Annotated in this window: 18 protein-coding genes; 11 read left to right on the forward strand and 7 right to left on the reverse strand. The window is 58.8% G+C overall.

Annotation, left to right across the window (positions count from 1 at the left end; translation table 11 throughout):
* Positions 1 to 42 precede the first annotated feature (42 nt).
* Both BJF91_RS02005 and rpe read right to left on the reverse strand, forming a co-directional pair.
* The gene (locus tag BJF91_RS02005; protein ID WP_075612816.1) at positions 43 to 786 is read right to left on the reverse strand and encodes a DUF2259 domain-containing protein; all 744 of its coding nucleotides are present in this window, start codon (positions 784 to 786) and stop codon (positions 43 to 45) included.
* Positions 783 to 1,460, reverse strand: coding sequence for a ribulose-phosphate 3-epimerase (gene rpe, locus BJF91_RS02010; RefSeq protein WP_075612875.1), 678 nt, complete (start codon positions 1,458 to 1,460; stop codon positions 783 to 785). The genes BJF91_RS02005 and rpe overlap by 4 nt, the downstream gene beginning before the upstream one ends.
* A 194-nt stretch (positions 1,461 to 1,654) precedes the next feature.
* Here rpe and BJF91_RS02015 point away from each other — a divergent pair, with 194 nt between their 5' ends.
* Positions 1,655 to 2,416, forward strand: a complete 762-nt coding sequence (locus BJF91_RS02015; RefSeq protein ID WP_075612817.1) for an SDR family NAD(P)-dependent oxidoreductase — start codon at positions 1,655 to 1,657, stop codon at positions 2,414 to 2,416.
* A gap of 10 nt (positions 2,417 to 2,426) precedes the next feature.
* On the opposite strand, the gene BJF91_RS02020 is transcribed toward BJF91_RS02015, so the two are convergent.
* Positions 2,427 to 3,512 carry a branched-chain amino acid ABC transporter substrate-binding protein gene (locus tag BJF91_RS02020; RefSeq protein ID WP_139310559.1) on the reverse strand — a complete coding sequence of 362 codons (1,086 nt, stop codon included), beginning with the start codon at positions 3,510 to 3,512 and terminating at the stop codon, positions 2,427 to 2,429.
* A gap of 227 nt (positions 3,513 to 3,739) precedes the next feature.
* Between BJF91_RS02020 and BJF91_RS02025 the strand changes: the two genes are divergently transcribed.
* The 3 genes from BJF91_RS02025 to BJF91_RS02035 all read left to right on the forward strand — a co-directional run bounded on the left by BJF91_RS02025 (position 3,740) and on the right by BJF91_RS02035 (position 5,219).
* Complete coding sequence (locus BJF91_RS02025) at positions 3,740 to 4,192, forward strand: flavin reductase family protein (RefSeq protein ID WP_083943053.1); 453 nt, start codon at positions 3,740 to 3,742, stop codon at positions 4,190 to 4,192.
* A 9-nt stretch (positions 4,193 to 4,201) separates the two neighbouring features.
* Positions 4,202 to 4,567, forward strand: a complete 366-nt coding sequence (locus BJF91_RS02030) for a TfoX/Sxy family protein (protein WP_075612818.1) — start codon at positions 4,202 to 4,204, stop codon at positions 4,565 to 4,567.
* A gap of 73 nt (positions 4,568 to 4,640) precedes the next feature.
* Positions 4,641 to 5,219, forward strand: a complete 579-nt coding sequence (locus BJF91_RS02035) for an alpha-ketoglutarate-dependent dioxygenase AlkB (RefSeq protein WP_234801515.1) — start codon at positions 4,641 to 4,643, stop codon at positions 5,217 to 5,219.
* A 110-nt stretch (positions 5,220 to 5,329) separates the two neighbouring features.
* Here BJF91_RS02035 and BJF91_RS02040 read toward each other — a convergent pair whose 3' ends face one another.
* The 4 genes from BJF91_RS02040 to BJF91_RS02055 form a co-directional block, all read right to left on the reverse strand.
* Entirely contained in the window at positions 5,330 to 5,749 is a 420-nt protein-coding gene (locus BJF91_RS02040; protein ID WP_234801516.1) for an NUDIX domain-containing protein, read from the reverse strand.
* A gap of 1 nt (position 5,750) precedes the next feature.
* Complete coding sequence (locus BJF91_RS02045) at positions 5,751 to 7,298, reverse strand: DEAD/DEAH box helicase (RefSeq protein WP_075612821.1); 1,548 nt, start codon at positions 7,296 to 7,298, stop codon at positions 5,751 to 5,753.
* Positions 7,299 to 7,438: 140 nt separating this feature from the next.
* Complete coding sequence (locus BJF91_RS02050) at positions 7,439 to 8,062, reverse strand: LysE family translocator (protein ID WP_075612822.1); 624 nt, start codon at positions 8,060 to 8,062, stop codon at positions 7,439 to 7,441.
* A gap of 95 nt (positions 8,063 to 8,157) precedes the next feature.
* On the reverse strand, positions 8,158 to 8,835 hold the full coding sequence (locus BJF91_RS02055) for an alpha/beta hydrolase (RefSeq protein WP_075612823.1): 678 nt from the start codon (positions 8,833 to 8,835) through the stop codon (positions 8,158 to 8,160).
* 295 nt (positions 8,836 to 9,130) lie between these two features.
* Here BJF91_RS02055 and BJF91_RS02060 point away from each other — a divergent pair, with 295 nt between their 5' ends.
* From BJF91_RS02060 to BJF91_RS02090, 7 genes are all read left to right on the forward strand, one after another.
* Positions 9,131 to 10,306, forward strand: coding sequence for a cysteine desulfurase family protein (locus tag BJF91_RS02060; RefSeq protein WP_075612824.1), 1,176 nt, complete (start codon positions 9,131 to 9,133; stop codon positions 10,304 to 10,306).
* Between the two features lie 133 nt (positions 10,307 to 10,439).
* Entirely contained in the window at positions 10,440 to 11,909 is a 1,470-nt protein-coding gene (sufB, locus tag BJF91_RS02065) for a Fe-S cluster assembly protein SufB (protein ID WP_075612825.1), read from the forward strand.
* On the forward strand, positions 11,909 to 12,259 hold the full coding sequence (locus tag BJF91_RS02070; RefSeq protein WP_075612826.1) for a hypothetical protein: 351 nt from the start codon (positions 11,909 to 11,911) through the stop codon (positions 12,257 to 12,259). The genes sufB and BJF91_RS02070 overlap by 1 nt, the downstream gene beginning before the upstream one ends.
* A 73-nt stretch (positions 12,260 to 12,332) precedes the next feature.
* Positions 12,333 to 13,088, forward strand: coding sequence for a Fe-S cluster assembly ATPase SufC (gene sufC / locus BJF91_RS02075; RefSeq protein WP_075612878.1), 756 nt, complete (start codon positions 12,333 to 12,335; stop codon positions 13,086 to 13,088).
* Positions 13,089 to 13,112: 24 nt separating this feature from the next.
* Positions 13,113 to 14,387, forward strand: coding sequence for a Fe-S cluster assembly protein SufD (gene sufD, locus BJF91_RS02080; protein ID WP_075612827.1), 1,275 nt, complete (start codon positions 13,113 to 13,115; stop codon positions 14,385 to 14,387).
* Positions 14,380 to 14,772: a VOC family protein gene (locus BJF91_RS02085; RefSeq protein ID WP_075612828.1), complete on the forward strand. Its 393-nt coding sequence runs from the start codon at positions 14,380 to 14,382 to the stop codon at positions 14,770 to 14,772. The genes sufD and BJF91_RS02085 overlap by 8 nt, the downstream gene beginning before the upstream one ends.
* Positions 14,762 to 16,012: a cysteine desulfurase gene (locus BJF91_RS02090; protein WP_075612829.1), complete on the forward strand. Its 1,251-nt coding sequence runs from the start codon at positions 14,762 to 14,764 to the stop codon at positions 16,010 to 16,012. The genes BJF91_RS02085 and BJF91_RS02090 overlap by 11 nt, the downstream gene beginning before the upstream one ends.
* The last annotated feature ends 10 nt before the right edge of the window (positions 16,013 to 16,022 follow it).

Here is a 16,022-nt window from a genome sequence, read left to right on the forward strand (position 1 = left end):
TCTCAACGGCAGGACCGAAAAAGCCGCCAGTTTACGCTGTTTTCAGGGCTTGATCGGGACGGCCAGCCAGCGCCCGTCCGACCCTTCGGACGACGGGTTCATGACAAGCACCAGAGCGATCTGCACAACGGCACCGCCGGGGATCTGATAGGTGACGACGCCGCCCAGCCGGTAGCCGGTCGGACAGCGGCGGCTCGCGGGCACATGGCCGTCTTCATAGACGACCTTGTCCTGCTTGGCGCCGTTGATCTGGGTCATCTTCAGGCGGAAACCCTTGATGGTCTGCACCTGATCCTTGCAGGCGGCAGGTGCGCCTTCGTCAAGCTCTTCCAGCGTCAGCGTATTGGGTTCGCCTACGGTCGGCTGGGAGGCGTGTACCCGGTAGCTGAGAGCATGCGGATCGGTTCCGACTTCGCTCAGGGGATTGAAAGCGACGATTTCGCCCGGATGATCGAGCAACCCGCGATCCTGAACGATCTTTGCGACCTGATCCATGGTCTGCTTGCGGATGGCGGCCATGCTGGCCTTGTCGTCATCGCCGCGTAGCCGCACCGGCGTGTCGGGCAGGAACGTATTGTTGTTGAGGTCGATGGCGTAGATGTTGGAATAGGGCGTGTTCGCCCCCGTCTGCACGCCATATTCTTCGAAAGCAAAAACCGAACCGTCACCGGAAAACCCGATCGGTCGCACGGCGGCAATGTCGCCGGCCAGCGCGGGCAAGGCCGTAAGGCCGACAATGCCGGAAAGAGCTGCGGCCAGAGAGGCCGTAAGCCAACGACTATTCAAGAGCGACCTCCTTCGGCGGCAGCACGCAGAGCGGTCACCGTCTGGCGATAGGCCTCCACGCCCTGGCCCTTGTAGACGGCGGAGCCGGCTACCAGAACATTGGCGCCGGCCTTCGTCACGAGTGGCGCAGTCTCCACGGTAATGCCGCCATCGACTTCGAGCGCGACTGGCCGATTGCTGATCAGCGCGCGGGCCTGGGCTATCTTGTCTGCAGCGGCTGGAATGAAGCTCTGGCCGCCAAAGCCGGGATTGACGCTCATGATCAGGATCAGGTCGACATCGTCAATGACGTTTTCTAGGCTAGAGACAGGTGTAGCCGGGTTGATCGACACGCCGGCCTTCTTCCCGAGCCCACGGATGGTCTGCAGCGAGCGGTGCAGATGCGGGCCGGCTTCGGCATGAACGGTAATGTAATCGCAGCCGGCATCGGCAAAGGCAGGCAGGAAGGGATCGGCAGGCGCAATCATCAAGTGGCAATCGAATATCGCCTTGGTCAGCGGCCTGAGCGCTTTGATCACAGCGGGTCCGAAAGAGATGTTCGGCACGAAATGACCGTCCATCACATCGAGATGAATCCAGTCGGCGCCGGCTTCCACCACATCGACCACTTCCTCACCCAGCCGGGAAAAATTGGCGGCGAGGATCGAAGGGGCGATCAGCAGCGGAAGGGTCATGTAACTCATACTTTCGAAATAGCCGGATGTCGTGCCGCTCAATAGCATTCCCGCCCGGGCGCGACAACCTTTCCTGCAGCCTGTAGCGCCAAGTTTGGCTGATTTTACAGCTGCTTTGCGCGGAAACGTTCCGGAGCCTTGGACATGTCCGCGGAGCGGATTATGAAGGATGCGAAAGACCTATGGGAGGAAATATGGGCAGGTTTGTGATCATCACCGGTGGCAGCACCGGCATAGGGCGCCAACTGGTGCTGGCTTTCGCTGGACTGGGCGATACAGTCGCCTTCAGCTATCTCGGCAATCCCGGCCCGGCAGATAGCCTCGTGCAGGCGGTTAGCGAGCGAGGTGGCCGTGCGCTGGGGCTTTCCTCTGACGTTGGTGACGGCCAAGCCGTGGAGCGATTTTTTGAAGAGGCCGGCGCCTGGTCCGGTCAAAGCCCCCATATCCTCGTCAACAATGCCGGTGTGCAGACCTGGGCCGGCCTGCTGGATCTGTCGGAAGAGGATTGGAACCGGGTGATCCGCACCAACCTGACGGGCTGCTTTCTCAACACCAAGGCCGCTGCCCGGCGCATGGTAGAGGCCGGCAAGGGCGGAGCGATTGTCAATATCGGCTCCGGCTGCAACAAACTCGCCTTTCCAAAACTCGTCGATTACACCGCTTCAAAGGGCGGTGTCGAACAGTTCACCAAAGTCGCTGCGGTCGAGCTTGGGCCGCACGGCATCCGCGTCAATTGCGTTGCGCCCGGCGCGATTGCCACCGAGCGCACGTATGAAGAGGCGCCTGACTATGGCGAGGTCTGGGGCAAGGTGACGCCGCTGCGCCGGGTGGGCACGCCACAGGATATTGCCGGGCCTGTACTCTATCTCTCCAGCGATGCCGCCGCCTTTGTCACCGGGCAGACGCTCTGGGTCGATGGTGGTCTGTTTACCCGGCCGGTCTGGCCCTACGAATAGAAAGCATCATCTATTCGCTGAGCGGACGCGGCAGCCGGAAGGCGCCGTCGCGCCATTCCTGCAGCTGGAATGGATTGACCGTCAGTTCATGGCCCGATGTGAAGGCGATCGGGCCGATGACGGTGTCGACCTTCGCCACTGCCACCGCCTTGTCGAGGGTCGGCTGATCGAGTGTTGCGGCCGTATCGAGAAATTGCACAGCCCCATAGGCGGGCAGGGTATAGCCATCGGCATCGCTGCCTTGCTGGTGCAGCGCTTCCACCGCCTTTTGAGCCGACGGAAACCCGACATAGTCAGGGGTGATGACGGCAAGAACGCCGTCCTGCAGCGGTACTGGGCGGTCCACGGCCTTCATCGCTTCGCCGCCCATGACAGTCAGCGGGATGTTTTCGGCCTTTGCATCGCGGGCAATGATGGCGACATCGCTGCGGTCGCCGCCGATGAAGACATTGGTTGCACCGGTCTTTTTCAAACGGCGTACAAGCGCGATCTGCTGCTCCTGCCCGGGGCGATAAGTGTCAGTGAATACCGGCTTCATGCCACGCGCCTCAAGCGGTTCGCGGATTGCCTCGACAAGTTCGCGGCTGCGGATCGTGCCGTCATCCAGCAGGGCAAAGGCGGCGCCTGCCCATTGGCTGACAATGGCTTGCACCACCTGCTCGTTTTCGGCCTTGTTGCTGGGAGCAAGCCGATAGAGCGGCCATTGCTGCTTCAGGGCGTCTTCCATCACGGTTGGCCAGCGAACGGACAGCGTCAGTGCGGGAATACCGGCATCGGCAAGTTTAGGAAGCGCGCCATCGAGGCTCTCGCTGCAGAGAAAGCCGATGGCGGCATCGACCCTGGCCGCTGTCAGCTTATCGGCAATGGCAGGACCGGAGCCTGCGGCGCAGGGCTCATCGACAACGAGGATCGTATCGCCGCTGGCCTTGGCTGCGGCCTCGGCACCGACGCGCATCTGCTGGCCGAGCAAATCATAGGGGCCACCCTGCGGCGCAACCAGTCCGATGGTCAGCGCATAGGCGCTCGGCGCTAGCAGCGCCGCAGCGGTGGCTGCGATTGCGGGAACCAGGCGCAGGATCATGGTCTTCAGGATCATCATGAATTTTCAGTTACCCTAGCGGCAGGCAACTGACAAGGGAACGGACGTTTCCATGGGCTGGACTGTGCCTTTAACACTCTGGCGCAATAACTGGTGAGCCATTGCTTTTTGCGTTTCATGTCCAAAATCGCTTCACAGTCCTGCCCATCATGCTTATAGCCAGTGGCAGAGAAACAGGCAGGAGTACGTGCGTGGCTATCGACCCTATGGATTACCGAGAGGCGATGAGCCGCTATGCAGGCCATGTGCAGATCGTTACCACCCGCTTCGGCGAGATTGTACGTGGCACGACGATTACGGCCGCCTGCTCGGTCTCTGACCAGCCGCCGATGGTGCTGGCCTGCATTAACAATCAGAACGACAATAACAGGCCGTTTTTCGAGAGCGATTGCTTTGCACTGAACACGCTCGGCATCCAGCACCAGGATCTAGCCGGTGCCTTTGCCGGCTTTGGCAAGCTGAGCAGCGAGGATCGTTTTGCGCTTGGCCGATGGGAAGACATGGTGACCGGCGCGCCCGTTCTGACCGATGCCATTGCCGCCTACGATTGCCGCATCGTTGACCGCAAGATCACTGCTACCCATACCGTGCTGTTTGGCGAGGTCGTGGGGCTGAAGCTTGGCGAAGCCGTCGATTCTCTCCTCTATTTGAACCGAGGCTTCCGGACGATCGGATAAGGTCGCATCATGGACAATGCTGCCATTGAAGAGATGTTTCAGTCTCTAGGGCCGGTCAGCATCCGCAGGATGTTCGGCGGTAAGGGCATCTATCATCACGGCGTGATCTTTGCGCTCTACCTGTTCGACGAGATTATGCTTAAGGCCGATGCTGAGACTGCGCCGCAGTTCGAGCAGGCCGGCGCCCGGCAGTGGGTTTATCAACGCGAGGGCAAGAAGCCCGTCGCCATGCCCTATTGGTCCGTGCCCGACGATGCCTTCGACGATCCCGACGAGATGGCGCGCTGGGCGAGGCTGGCCTATGAGGCTGGCGTGCGAACGCAGAAGCCAAACGGTAGAGGGCGACCGGCCAAGACGCCATTGCGTGATCTTTAGAGAGGTCTCCGGCTAAGGGTGTTACCTACGTATTTGCTCGGGAACGGTCAGCTGGTCAGAAATGGATACTCGGTTGAAAGCTACGGCAACGCACCTGCCTGCGGGTGCTCGTTATGTGCCTGGGTTTGTTTCGGCGGTGGAAGAGAGCGAGTTCATTACGTTGCTTGACGTTAGCGTCTGGAGTTGTGAGCTTAAACGCCGCGTGCAGCACTTCGGATATCGGTATGACTACAAGTCGCGTTCCGTCACGTCCGATGCCTATCTTGGCAGTTTGCCGGATTGGCTTCAATCTCTAGCGCATCGATTAGTCGAGGCTGGCTGTTTTGACAGTCTGCCAGATCAAGTCATTGCGAATGAGTATTTACCGGGCCAGGGGATAAGCGCGCATATCGATTGTGAGCCGTGCTTTGGTGACACAATCGTCTCGCTCAGTCTGCTTTCTTCCTGTGAGATGGTTTTCAGAGAAAAGGAAAGCGGAACAAAATTGAGCACCGTTCTTGCCCCCCGGTCTCTGGTCATTCTGAAGGATGCCGCGCGCTACGCATGGACCCATGAAATTCCAGCCCGAAAAAGTGACCTCTTAGATGGATGCAAGGTTGAAAGATCACGCCGGGTCTCCCTGACGTTTCGCAACGTTATTCGTGTCTTATAGACATGATCTGGGGCCGTGCTATGCGAGTAAAAATTGAAGCATTCGAGTGACTGTGTTGCCCGGCAACGTTTTTGACCACGTAGCCAGGCGGATTAAGATCGAACGATTAATCACGGAAGATGCGGCAGAATAGCCTTCGTAAAAGCAGAGAGCGGCTGCGGCAGGTTGTCTAACTCGAACCAACCAAAGTCCGAGAGCTTGTCCGGTTCGGTCAGCGAGGCCTCGCCTGAAATATCTGTGGTCTTGTAGAGCAGGGACACCCAATGCTGGCGGTCGGCGGCAACGATTTGCTCTGTCACAGAGACGAATTCGACCTTGCCGATTGTCAGACCGGTTTCTTCTTCAGCCTCGCGCCGGGCAGCCTGTTCGGCTGGCTCAAGTACGTCAACTTTGCCACCAACGATGTTCCAGAAGCCGACTTCCGGCGGACGCATGCGTTTATAGAGCAAAAGCTTGCCATCCCGCAGAATGGCAAGGCCGACACCGACGCCGGGGAAATCAATACCCGGCTTCACATCGTGTGTCTTCACATTATGCCTTGGCGTTGGCAACGATCAACATGAAGGCAGGGATATCATCGCCGAAACCGACGGGAGTCGGGCCGTCATCGTGGTCGCGGTAGTGATTGCGGCGGCGTTCGCGCTGATCGTCATTAGCCGGGTTCGGGTTGCGGTATTCGCGATTGCCCTGGGCTGGCCGTCTGTCTGTCTTGCGCTCTTGCTTCACGCTTTCCACCTTAGGTTCGACGACCTCGATGGCCGCTTCGGTGACAATCTGCTCTTCGGTCGTGTCAACCTTATGACTGCTGCGGCGCTCGCGCGGCGCACCATCACGGTCGCCATTGCGGCTGGCACGGTCACGATCCCTGCCACGACCCTTTTCGCCATCACGGCCCTTGCCACGGCCACGACGTGCATCGCTATCGCTTTCGGCCATCGGCGGCAGGGAAGCGACATCGCCGTCCAACCATTCGATCTTCTGGCCGATCAGCTTTTCGATAGCGTCGAGATACTTGGCGTCCGACTTGGTCACCAGTGTAAAGGCACGGCCGGAACGACCGGCACGACCGGTGCGGCCGATGCGGTGAACATAGTCTTCTGCATGGATTGGCACGTCAAAATTGAAGACATGACTAACGTCGGGGATGTCGAGGCCACGCGCGGCGACGTCGGAGGCGACCAGAAGAGTGATCTGATTGTCCTTGAAGCCGGCGAGCATATTGGTGCGTGAGCGCTGATCCATGTCGCCATGCAGGGCGCCAACCGAAAAGCCGTGGCGCTCCAGCGAGCGGAACAGGTCAGCGACATCCTTCTTGCGATTGCAGAAGATGATGGCGTTCTTCAGGTCTTCCTGGGCGCGAATGACATCGCGCAGGGCCGAACGCTTTTCATAATCCTTGTTCTGGCATGCGACCAGTCGCTGCGTCACGGTCGTTGCAGTCGAAGAGGGCTTTGCCACTTCAATGCGTTCCGGGTTCTGCAGGAACTTGTCGGCCAGCTTCTGGATTTCCGGCGGCATGGTGGCCGAGAAGAACAGGGTCTGACGGGTAAAAGGAATAAGCTTGGCGATGCGCTCGATATCGGGAATGAAGCCCATATCGAGCATGCGGTCGGCTTCGTCGATGACGAGAATTTCGACGCCGGTCATCAGCAGCTTGCCGCGCTCGCAATGGTCGAGCAAGCGACCGGGCGTGCAGATCAGCACGTCGGCGCCACGCTCCAGCTTGCGATCCTGTTCATCGAAGGACACGCCGCCGATGAGAAGCGCGATGTTGAGCTTGTGATTCTTACCGTATTTTTCGAAGTTTTCCGCGACCTGTGCAGCGAGTTCGCGCGTCGGTTCCATGATCAGCGTGCGCGGCATGCGGGCGCGGGCGCGACCCTTTTCGAGCAGGGTCAGCATCGGTAGCACGAAGGATGCCGTCTTGCCGGTGCCCGTCTGGGCAATGCCGCAGATATCGCGGCGCATCAGCGCTGGCGGAATAGCGCCAGCCTGGATCGGTGTCGGCACTGTGTAGCCGGCATCCGTGACAGCAGAAAGAACTTTTTGGCTCAGGCCAAGGTCAGCAAATGTGGTCAAAGGGAAATGTTTTCCGTTCCGTTCTTGCGAACTCGAGATGAATCGCCCGCAACGGGCGTTAACGCCAGCGCGGAATAGGCCCAAAAAGCCCTAAAGTCAAGGAATTCGCCCACAGCGCCGCCATAAAGCTTAACAAAGCTTCAATTGCTGCGTCCCGACGTCAATATAACCAAGCCGGCCACGCCAAGAAAACCTCCCGTTGCGCGGTTGATCAGTTTGATGCTGCGGGGCGTCTTGAGCACCCGTTTTGCCCGACCTGCCAGGAAAACATGACCGCCGATGACCACGGTTTCGACAGCAAGAATGATGGCGACGATGGTGAAAAGCGCAGTCGTGTCAAAGGTGTGCGGCACGAAATTCGGTAGCAGCGCCAAATAGAAAAGCGGCATTTTGGGATTGCCAAGGTTTAAGGCAAAGCCGGTCATGTAAACCGAAAACAATGCTCTGCCATTTTCGCCTTGCTGCATCTGCGGCAGCACAGCAGGCGCCGCCCATAGGCGATAGGCCATCCAGATCAAGTACAGCGCCCCGCCATAGCGCAAGATCTGCATCAGCCAGCCCATAGAATGCGCGAGAACGGATAGGCCGAAAAACGCCAGTGTCAGATAGATAAGAATGCCGCTGACGGTGCCCAGGCCATAGGCCACGCCCGAGGCAGGGCCATGCGAAAGGGTGCGGGCCATAATGGTGATATTATCAGGTCCTGGACTTGCCGCGAACACGAAAAAGGCAAGCGTGAAGGCAATGACCGCATGCAGGTCCATGTCTGTCTCCGCGATAGGCATTCCGCAGAGAATGACACAAAAAAACGCCGGCTGAAACAGCCGGCGCAAAGGATTTCAAGTGTGAAAACGCAGGCTCAGCGCAGGCGTTTTGCGGCCGGTTCCGGTACCAGTTCGCCTTCCAGGCGGCGGTCGAGATAGTCTTCGCATTCCGCCATAAGCGTCTCGACATGGCCGTTGAAGAAGTGGTTTGCGCCGGGGATGGTCTTCTGGGTGATCAGAATGCCCTTCTGGGTCTTCAGCTTGTCGACCAGGCCCTGTACGTCCTTTTCCGGTGCGACCTTATCGGAATCGCCATGGATGATCAGGCCGGACGAGGGGCAGGGGGCGAGGAAGGAGAAGTCATAGGTATTCGGCTGCGGCGCGACCGAAATGAAGCCTTCGATTTCAGGCCGGCGCATCAAGAGCTGCATGCCGATCCAGGAACCGAAGGAATAGCCGGCCACCCAGCAGCTCTTCGAATCGGGATGCAGGCTCTGCACCCAATCAAGCGCGGACGCCGCATCCGACAGTTCGCCAGCGCCGTGGTCGAATTCGCCCTGGCTGCGGCCAATGCTGCGGAAGTTGAATCGCAAGGTGGTGAAGCCGCGCTTCTGGAACATGTAGAAGAGCTGGTAGACGATCTGGTTGTTCATCGTGCCGCCGAATTGCGGATGCGGATGCAGGATGATCGCGATCGGCGCGCTCTTTTCCTTCGAGGGCTGGTAGCGGCCTTCCAGGCGACCTGCAGGTCCATTGAAAATCACTTCGGGCATGAATACTCCGGTTTTGGTGTGTTTTTGGGTGTGTTTTTTTGCGTTCGTACCCGTGGCCCGTCGCAAGATGACTTGACGGCAGTACTCAGCTTTCCTAAAACCCAGTTTAGAACCATTCGAAAATTATGGATCGTTCCGTCGTTGAAAGTGTCATAGGACAGGCGAGGTCGAAATTTCAAGGAAAATGCACCTTGCCTCGTCGCGCCATGCGTTTCATGCGCTCGCTGACGGATCCGAACGAGCAGAGCGCTGCCGAAACCACTAGAAATAGCCAGGAAGGCAAACCGAAAAGACGATGATCGACCGCATCTACATGGACTGGAACGCTACGGCGCCGCTGCTCGAAGAAGCGCGCGATGCCATGCTGGCCGCTCTGTCAATGCCGGGCAATCCGTCGTCTGTTCATGGTGAGGGCAGAGCCGCTCGAACGCTGGTGGAAAAGGCGAGACGCCAGGTCGCCGGCCTGGTGGGTGCTGATCCTGCGCATGTCATCTTTACAGCGACAGCAACCGAGGCCGCCAATTTCGTGCTGTCGCCGCGTTACCGGATGGGGCGGTCGCTGCTCACCATCGGGCGGGTTTATGTGTCCGCTATCGAGCATCCGGCAGTGCGTCAGGGCGGCCGGTTTGCGCCCGACTGCATCGTCGAAATTCCTGTAACGCGGGCGGGCGTCGTCGATCTCGACGCGCTCGGCGCTTTGCTGGCCGATCATCCAGCAGAGCTTGGTATGCCGCTGGTCGCCGTCATGCTGGCGAATAACGAGACGGGAATCATTCAACCGGTCGAGGCCGTGGCGAAACTGGTGCGGCAGAAGGGTGGCTTGCTGCTGGTCGATGCCGTGCAGGCTGCTGGCCGCATTGCCATCGACATGGCAGCGCTCGATGTGGATTTCCTGATCCTGTCGGCCCATAAGCTTGGTGGTCCGAAAGGCGCTGGTGCGGTGATCGCTCGTGGCGAAGCGCTGATGCCGGAGCCGCTCGTGAAGGGCGGCGGCCAGGAAAAGGGTCATCGCGGCGGCACGGAAAATCTGGCCGCGATTGCCGGCTTTGGCGCAGCCGCAGAATATGCGACAAACGACTTGATAAATCGCAATTTAGAGATTGCGGCCTTGCGGGATGCTCTGGAAAAAGGCATGCGCAGCATGGCTGACGATCTGGTGATCCATGGCGCGGGGGAACGTCGTATCGGGAATACGAGTTTCTTTACGCTGCCGAGGTTGAAAGCCGAGACCGGACAGATTGCTTTCGACCTCGAAGGTGTCGCTCTTTCGGCTGGTGCGGCTTGTTCTTCGGGCAAGGTCGGGCAAAGCCATGTGCTGACGGCCATGGGGCTTGATGCAGGCGTTGGTGGTCTGCGACTATCGATCGGAACGGCCACGACATTGGCCGAGATCGAGCGGGTCGTCGCGGTTTTTGGCAAGATTGCCGGACGCCGGCAGGCAAGTGCAGCGGCAGGCGGCCGTGCCGCTTAAGAATATCGCCTGAATAGGCGCAATAAACCCGGGTTGGGGATGAATATTCCTCCCTAATTCCTATATGAGAGCGGATCCCCGCTAAACGTTGACAAGCTGCCGGACCTTGGACCCGGCGAGATTGGAGAACGACATGGCTGCTGTACAAGAAACGATCGATCAGGTCCGCCAGATCGACGTCGATCAGTACAAGTACGGTTTTGAAACGATGATCGAAGTCGACAAGGCCCCGAAGGGTCTGTCGGAAGATATCGTCCGTTTCATCTCCGCGAAAAAGAACGAACCGGACTGGATGCTGCAATGGCGTCTCGACGCCTATAAGCGTTGGCTCACGATGGAGGAGCCCACCTGGGCCCGCGTCGACTATCCGAAGATCGACTTCAACGACATCTATTATTATGCGGCGCCGAAAAGTACGGCAGGCCCAACGTCGATTGATGATGTCGATCCGGAGCTTCTGAAGGTCTACGAAAAACTCGGTATACCCCTGCGCGAGCAGGAGATTCTGGCCGGTGTCCAGACGTCGAAGATCGCCGTTGATGCCGTGTTTGACTCGGTTTCCGTCGTTACAACCTTCAAAGCCGAACTCATGAAGGCCGGCGTGATCTTTATGTCGATCTCGGAAGCTGTGCGCGAATATCCCGATCTGGTGCAGAAGTATCTCGGCTCGGTCGTTCCTGTGACCGACAACTACTATGCCACGCTGAATTCGGCCGTCTTTACGGATGGGTCCTTCGTGTTCATCCCGAAGGGCGTTCGCTGCCCGATGGAATTGTCCACCTATTTCCGGATCAACGAAAAGAACACCGGCCAGTTCGAGCGCACGCTGATCATTGCTGAAGAAGGAGCTTACGTCTCCTATCTGGAAGGTTGCACCGCGCCGCAACGCGATGAAAACCAGCTGCATGCCGCCGTGGTCGAACTCGTTGCCTTGGACGATGCCGAAATCAAATATTCCACCGTCCAGAACTGGTATCCGGGTGATAAGAACGGCAAGGGCGGCATCTACAACTTCGTGACCAAGCGTGGCGATTGCCGCGGCAAGAACTCCAAGATCTCCTGGACGCAGGTCGAGACCGGCTCGGCGATTACCTGGAAATATCCATCCTGCATTCTGCGCGGCGATGGCTCGCGCGGCGAGTTTTACTCGATTGCCGTCTCCAACGGCTATCAGCAGGTCGATAGCGGCACAAAGATGATCCATCTCGGCAAGAATACATCGAGCCGGATCATCTCCAAGGGCATCTCGGCCGGCTTTTCCAGCAATACCTATCGCGGTCAGGTCTCGGCCCATCGCAAGGCGGAGAACGCCCGCAATTTCACCCAGTGCGACAGCCTGCTGATCGGCGACAAATGCGGCGCCCATACCGTGCCCTATATCGAGGCGAAGAATTCTTCTGCTCAGTTTGAGCATGAAGCGACGACGTCGAAGATCTCGGAGGACCAGCTGTTCTATTGCCTGCAGCGCGGCATTCCGCAGGAGGCGGCGATTGCCCTGATCGTCAACGGTTTCGTGCGCGAAGTCATCCAGGAACTGCCGATGGAATTTGCGGTCGAAGCGCAAAAGCTAATCGGGATTTCGCTGGAGGGGTCTGTGGGGTAATGACCCGAACGGTCGTGCTGTTTCGTCCTGTCGGACTGGAAGAATTGAAACTTATCGAGGAGAGCGGGTGGAAAGCGTTTCCACCCCGCCTCCCGGATCAGCAGATATTTTATCCGGTGACCAACGAGGACTATGCAGCCCAGATTGCACGGGATTGGAACACAAAGACTGGTTCGCGGCAGGGGTTTGTGACGAAATTCGAAGTTGATGCTGTCTATGTGTCGAAATTCGAAAAGCAGGTCGTCGGCGGTCGCGAGCATGAGGAGCTTTGGGTTCCTGCTGAGGAATTGGAAGAATTCAACCGGCACATTGTCGGCAATATCGTGGTGACGCAGCGCTTCGTGCCTTGAGAGTAGCGCATGCTTTGTCGAAACAAGATTGAATATGCGGGTCCTTGAAACCCGCCATATGAAGGAACGGAACATGCTTGAAATCAGAAACCTGCACGCCCGGATCGCGGAAGATGGCACGGAAATCATTCGTGGCCTGAACCTGACGGTCAAGGCCGGCGAAGTGGCTGCGATCATGGGCCCGAACGGCTCGGGCAAGTCCACGCTGTCCTACATTCTGTCGGGCCGCTCTGACTATGAAGTGACCGAGGGCGAGATCCTCTATAACGGCGAAAGCATCCTGGAACTGGATCCGGCAGAGCGCGCTGCCAAGGGCATTTTCCTCGCCTTCCAGTATCCGGTCGAAATTCCCGGCGTTGCCACCATGCAGTTCCTGAAGGTGGCGATGAACGAGCAGCGCAAGGCGCGCGGCGAAGCGGAACTGACGACGCCTGATTTCATGCGTCGGGTCAAGGAAGCGGCCGCCGAACTGAAGATCAATCCTGACATGCTGAAGCGTCCGCTCAATGTCGGCTTTTCCGGTGGTGAAAAGAAGCGCGCCGAGATCCTGCAGATGGCGCTGCTCGAGCCGAAGCTTTGCGTTCTCGACGAAACCGATAGCGGCCTCGACATCGACGCGCTAAAGATCGTTGCCGATGGCGTCAACGCGCTGAAGTCGCCGGACCGGGCAGTGATTGTCATTACCCATTACCAGCGCCTGCTCGATTATATCGTGCCGGATACGGTTCACGTGCTCTACAAGGGCCAGATCATCAAGACCGGCGACAAGAGCCTGGCGCTCGACCTGGAAGCCAATGGCTATGCCGATATCATCGGCGAAGCGGCCTGATCGGCTGGGAAGAGGAGTCTTGCCATGAACATTCAAGCTGCCAATCGGCCGAGCGCGGCCGAGGCTGCGCTGGTCGAAGCCTATACGGCACAACTTGGCGATCTGCCAGGTGACGGAGCCGTTCTCGGCGCCCGTGATGTGCTATTCGACGAATTGAAGCGGGCAGGCCTGCCGACCCGCCGGGTCGAGGCTTGGCATTATACCGACCTTAAGACGCTGCTGCGGGCCATTCCCGAGGCCGAGACGGTTACGCCGTCAAAAGCTATTGCCCCGCTGGTCGAGACGGCGAGGGTGCTTGAACTGCGCCAGGGCGTCAGCCGGGATGTCAGCGCGCTGCAGGGAGTGACGATCAAGGCTTACGGCGAGAGCCTGAAGGACGGAACGGCTGCGGCCGATCTCCTGGCTTTTTCTAAAGACGATGCGATTGGTCGTGTCAATGGCAGCTTCGTGCGTGACGGCTATCGCCTCAGCGTGGCTGATAATGCCACACTGGATCGGATCATCGAGCTGCAGGCCCATCAGGGCGGCGGTCAAAGCCACGGCCGGTTCATTGCAACGTTCGGCGCAGCATCGAAGGCGACGGTTGTCGAGCGGCACCGCAACTCCGGCAAGACGGCCGGTCTCATCTCCAGCGTCAGCGACCTCACCCTTGCCGATGGTGCAGAGGTGACCTGGGTCATCGTGCAGGAGCAGGGCCCGGCCGACACCCATCTCGGCCAGATAAAGGTTGTGCTCGGTGCTGATGCCAAGCTGCGACTGTTCATCATCAATGCCGGCGGCAAGCTGGTGCGCCAGGAAATTCATGTGCGCACGGCAGGCGAGGGTTCGGACTTCACGCTGCGCGGCGTCAATTTGTTGGGTGGCGAGACCCATACTGACGTGACGATGACGCTTGGCCACGATGTGCCGAACACGACCTCGACGGAAGTGATCCGCAATGTGGTGTTCGACCGCGCACGCGGCGTGTTTCAGGGCCAGATCCGGGTTGCGCCCGATGCTCAGAAGACCGATGCACGCATGGCCTGCAATACGCTGCTGATGTCTGACGACGCCGAGTTTTCGGTGAAGCCGGAGCTGGAAATCTTCGCCGATGACGTCCAGTGCGCCCATGGTGCGACGGTTGCCGACATCGACCACACCCATCTCTACTATCTGATGGCGCGCGGCATCCCGCAGAAGCCGGCCCGTGGCCTGCTGATCCAGGCTTTCGTCGCCGAACTTGTGGAAGAGCTCGAAGACGAGGCGCTGGTCGCCGCGCTCGAAGGGGTGATTTCCAACTGGCTGGAGGCCCATGGCTGATCTTCCCGTCAGTCTCGATCACGCCGTGATCCATGTTTCCGACTGGGAACGGGCGCGCGACTTCTACACCAAAGTGATCGGGGCTGAGGCGATTGCTCGACCGAATGGTGCCTATATTTTTCGCTTTGGCGAACAACAGCTGAATGTGCACGGACCGGGCGCCATCGGGGCGCCCGTTGCTCGCAATCCGGTCATGCCGGGCAATAGCGATCTCTGCTTTCGCTGGCTCGGGCCAATTGAAGCGGCAAAGGCTCATCTCGAGTCGGCTGGGGTCGCCATCGAATTGGGTCCGGTCCGCCGCTTCGGTGCCAAGGGCGAGGGCACCAGCCTCTATTTCCGCGATCCTGACGGCTCGCTCATGGAGTTTATCAGCTATGACGATTGATGTGGCACGGCCGGTTCCGGCCTATGACGTGCAGGCGGTGCGCCGGGATTTCCCGATTCTGTCGCGCAAGGTGCATGGCGACAAGCCGCTGGTCTATCTCGACAATGGCGCTTCTGCGCAGAAGCCTCAGGCGGTGATCGATGCGATCAGCCATGCCTATGCCAACGAATATGCCAATGTGCATCGCGGCCTGCATTTCCTGTCGAATGCCGCCACCGATGCCTATGAAGGTGCCCGTGAGAAGGTGCGGCGCTTTCTGAATGCCGGATCGGTAGACGAGGTGGTCTTCACCAAGTCCTCGACCGAGGCGATCAACACGGTCGCCTATGGCTACGGCATGAAGGAAATCGGCGAAGATGACGAAATCCTGCTGACGATCATGGAGCATCACTCCAATATCGTGCCGTGGCATTTCCTGCGTGAGCGCAAGGGCGCCAAGCTGGTCTGGGTGCCCGTCGACGACGATGGCGCCTTCCACATCGAAGAATTCGAAAAGCGGCTAACGGAGAAGACCAAGCTGATCGCCGTGACCCACATGTCGAACGCGCTCGGCACGGTGATTCCGGTCAAAGAAATTTGCAGAATCGCTCGCGAACGCGGCATTCCCGTTCTGGTCGATGGCAGCCAGGGCGCGGTGCATATGCCGGTCGATGTCCGAGACATCGATTGCGACTGGTATGTGATGACTGGCCATAAGCTTTATGGTCCGTCCGGCATCGGCGTGCTCTACGGCAAGATGGAGCGGCTGAAAGAAATGCAGCCTTTCATGGGCGGCGGCGAGATGATCGTCGACGTGACAGAGGATATCGTCACCTATAACGAGCCGCCGCATCGTTTCGAGGCGGGAACGCCGCCGATCGTCCAGGCGATCGGGCTTGGCTATGCCCTTGACTATATCGAAGGTCTTGGGCGGGACGCGATTGCTGCCCATGAGGCGGATTTGACGGCCTATGCGCATCAGCAGCTTTCGGCGATCAATTCTCTGAAGATTTACGGCAATGCGCCGGGTAAGGGGGCGATTTTCTCCTTCGAACTCAAGGGCATTCATGCCCATGACGTATCGATGGTCATTGATCGCCGCGGCGTCGCGGTGCGGGCCGGCACCCATTGTGCGCAACCTTTGCTGTCACGCTTTGGCGTGACCTCTACCTGCCGGGCCTCATTTGGCCTATATAATACCCGTGAAGAGATCGATGCGCTGGTAGAAGCGCTTGACTATGCCAAGAGCTTCTTCGGCTGAGGATGACATC

The organism is Gillisella taibaishanensis, assembly GCF_001938985.1.
GTDB lineage: Bacteria > Pseudomonadota > Alphaproteobacteria > Rhizobiales > Rhizobiaceae > Allorhizobium > Allorhizobium taibaishanense.

Bases quoted from the DNA above. Each gene is read 5' to 3' on its own strand.
- BJF91_RS02030 (WP_075612818.1), top strand. From the start codon at position 4,202: ATGGACAATGCTGCCATTGAAGAGATGTTTCAGTCTCTAGGGCCGGTC.
- BJF91_RS02070 (WP_075612826.1), top strand. From the start codon at position 11,909: ATGACCCGAACGGTCGTGCTGTTTCGTCCTGTCGGACTGGAAGAATTG.
- sufD (WP_075612827.1), top strand. From the start codon at position 13,113: ATGAACATTCAAGCTGCCAATCGGCCGAGCGCGGCCGAGGCTGCGCTG.
- BJF91_RS02055 (WP_075612823.1), bottom strand. From the start codon at position 8,835: ATGCCCGAAGTGATTTTCAATGGACCTGCAGGTCGCCTGGAAGGCCGC.
- rpe (WP_075612875.1), bottom strand. From the start codon at position 1,460: ATGACCCTTCCGCTGCTGATCGCCCCTTCGATCCTCGCCGCCAATTTT.
- BJF91_RS02015 (WP_075612817.1), top strand. From the start codon at position 1,655: ATGGGCAGGTTTGTGATCATCACCGGTGGCAGCACCGGCATAGGGCGC.
- BJF91_RS02050 (WP_075612822.1), bottom strand. From the start codon at position 8,062: ATGGACCTGCATGCGGTCATTGCCTTCACGCTTGCCTTTTTCGTGTTC.
- BJF91_RS02090 (WP_075612829.1), top strand. From the start codon at position 14,762: ATGACGATTGATGTGGCACGGCCGGTTCCGGCCTATGACGTGCAGGCG.
- BJF91_RS02020 (WP_139310559.1), bottom strand. From the start codon at position 3,512: ATGATCCTGAAGACCATGATCCTGCGCCTGGTTCCCGCAATCGCAGCC.
- BJF91_RS02085 (WP_075612828.1), top strand. From the start codon at position 14,380: ATGGCTGATCTTCCCGTCAGTCTCGATCACGCCGTGATCCATGTTTCC.
- sufB (WP_075612825.1), top strand. From the start codon at position 10,440: ATGGCTGCTGTACAAGAAACGATCGATCAGGTCCGCCAGATCGACGTC.
- BJF91_RS02060 (WP_075612824.1), top strand. From the start codon at position 9,131: ATGATCGACCGCATCTACATGGACTGGAACGCTACGGCGCCGCTGCTC.
- sufC (WP_075612878.1), top strand. From the start codon at position 12,333: ATGCTTGAAATCAGAAACCTGCACGCCCGGATCGCGGAAGATGGCACG.
- BJF91_RS02025 (WP_083943053.1), top strand. From the start codon at position 3,740: ATGAGCCGCTATGCAGGCCATGTGCAGATCGTTACCACCCGCTTCGGC.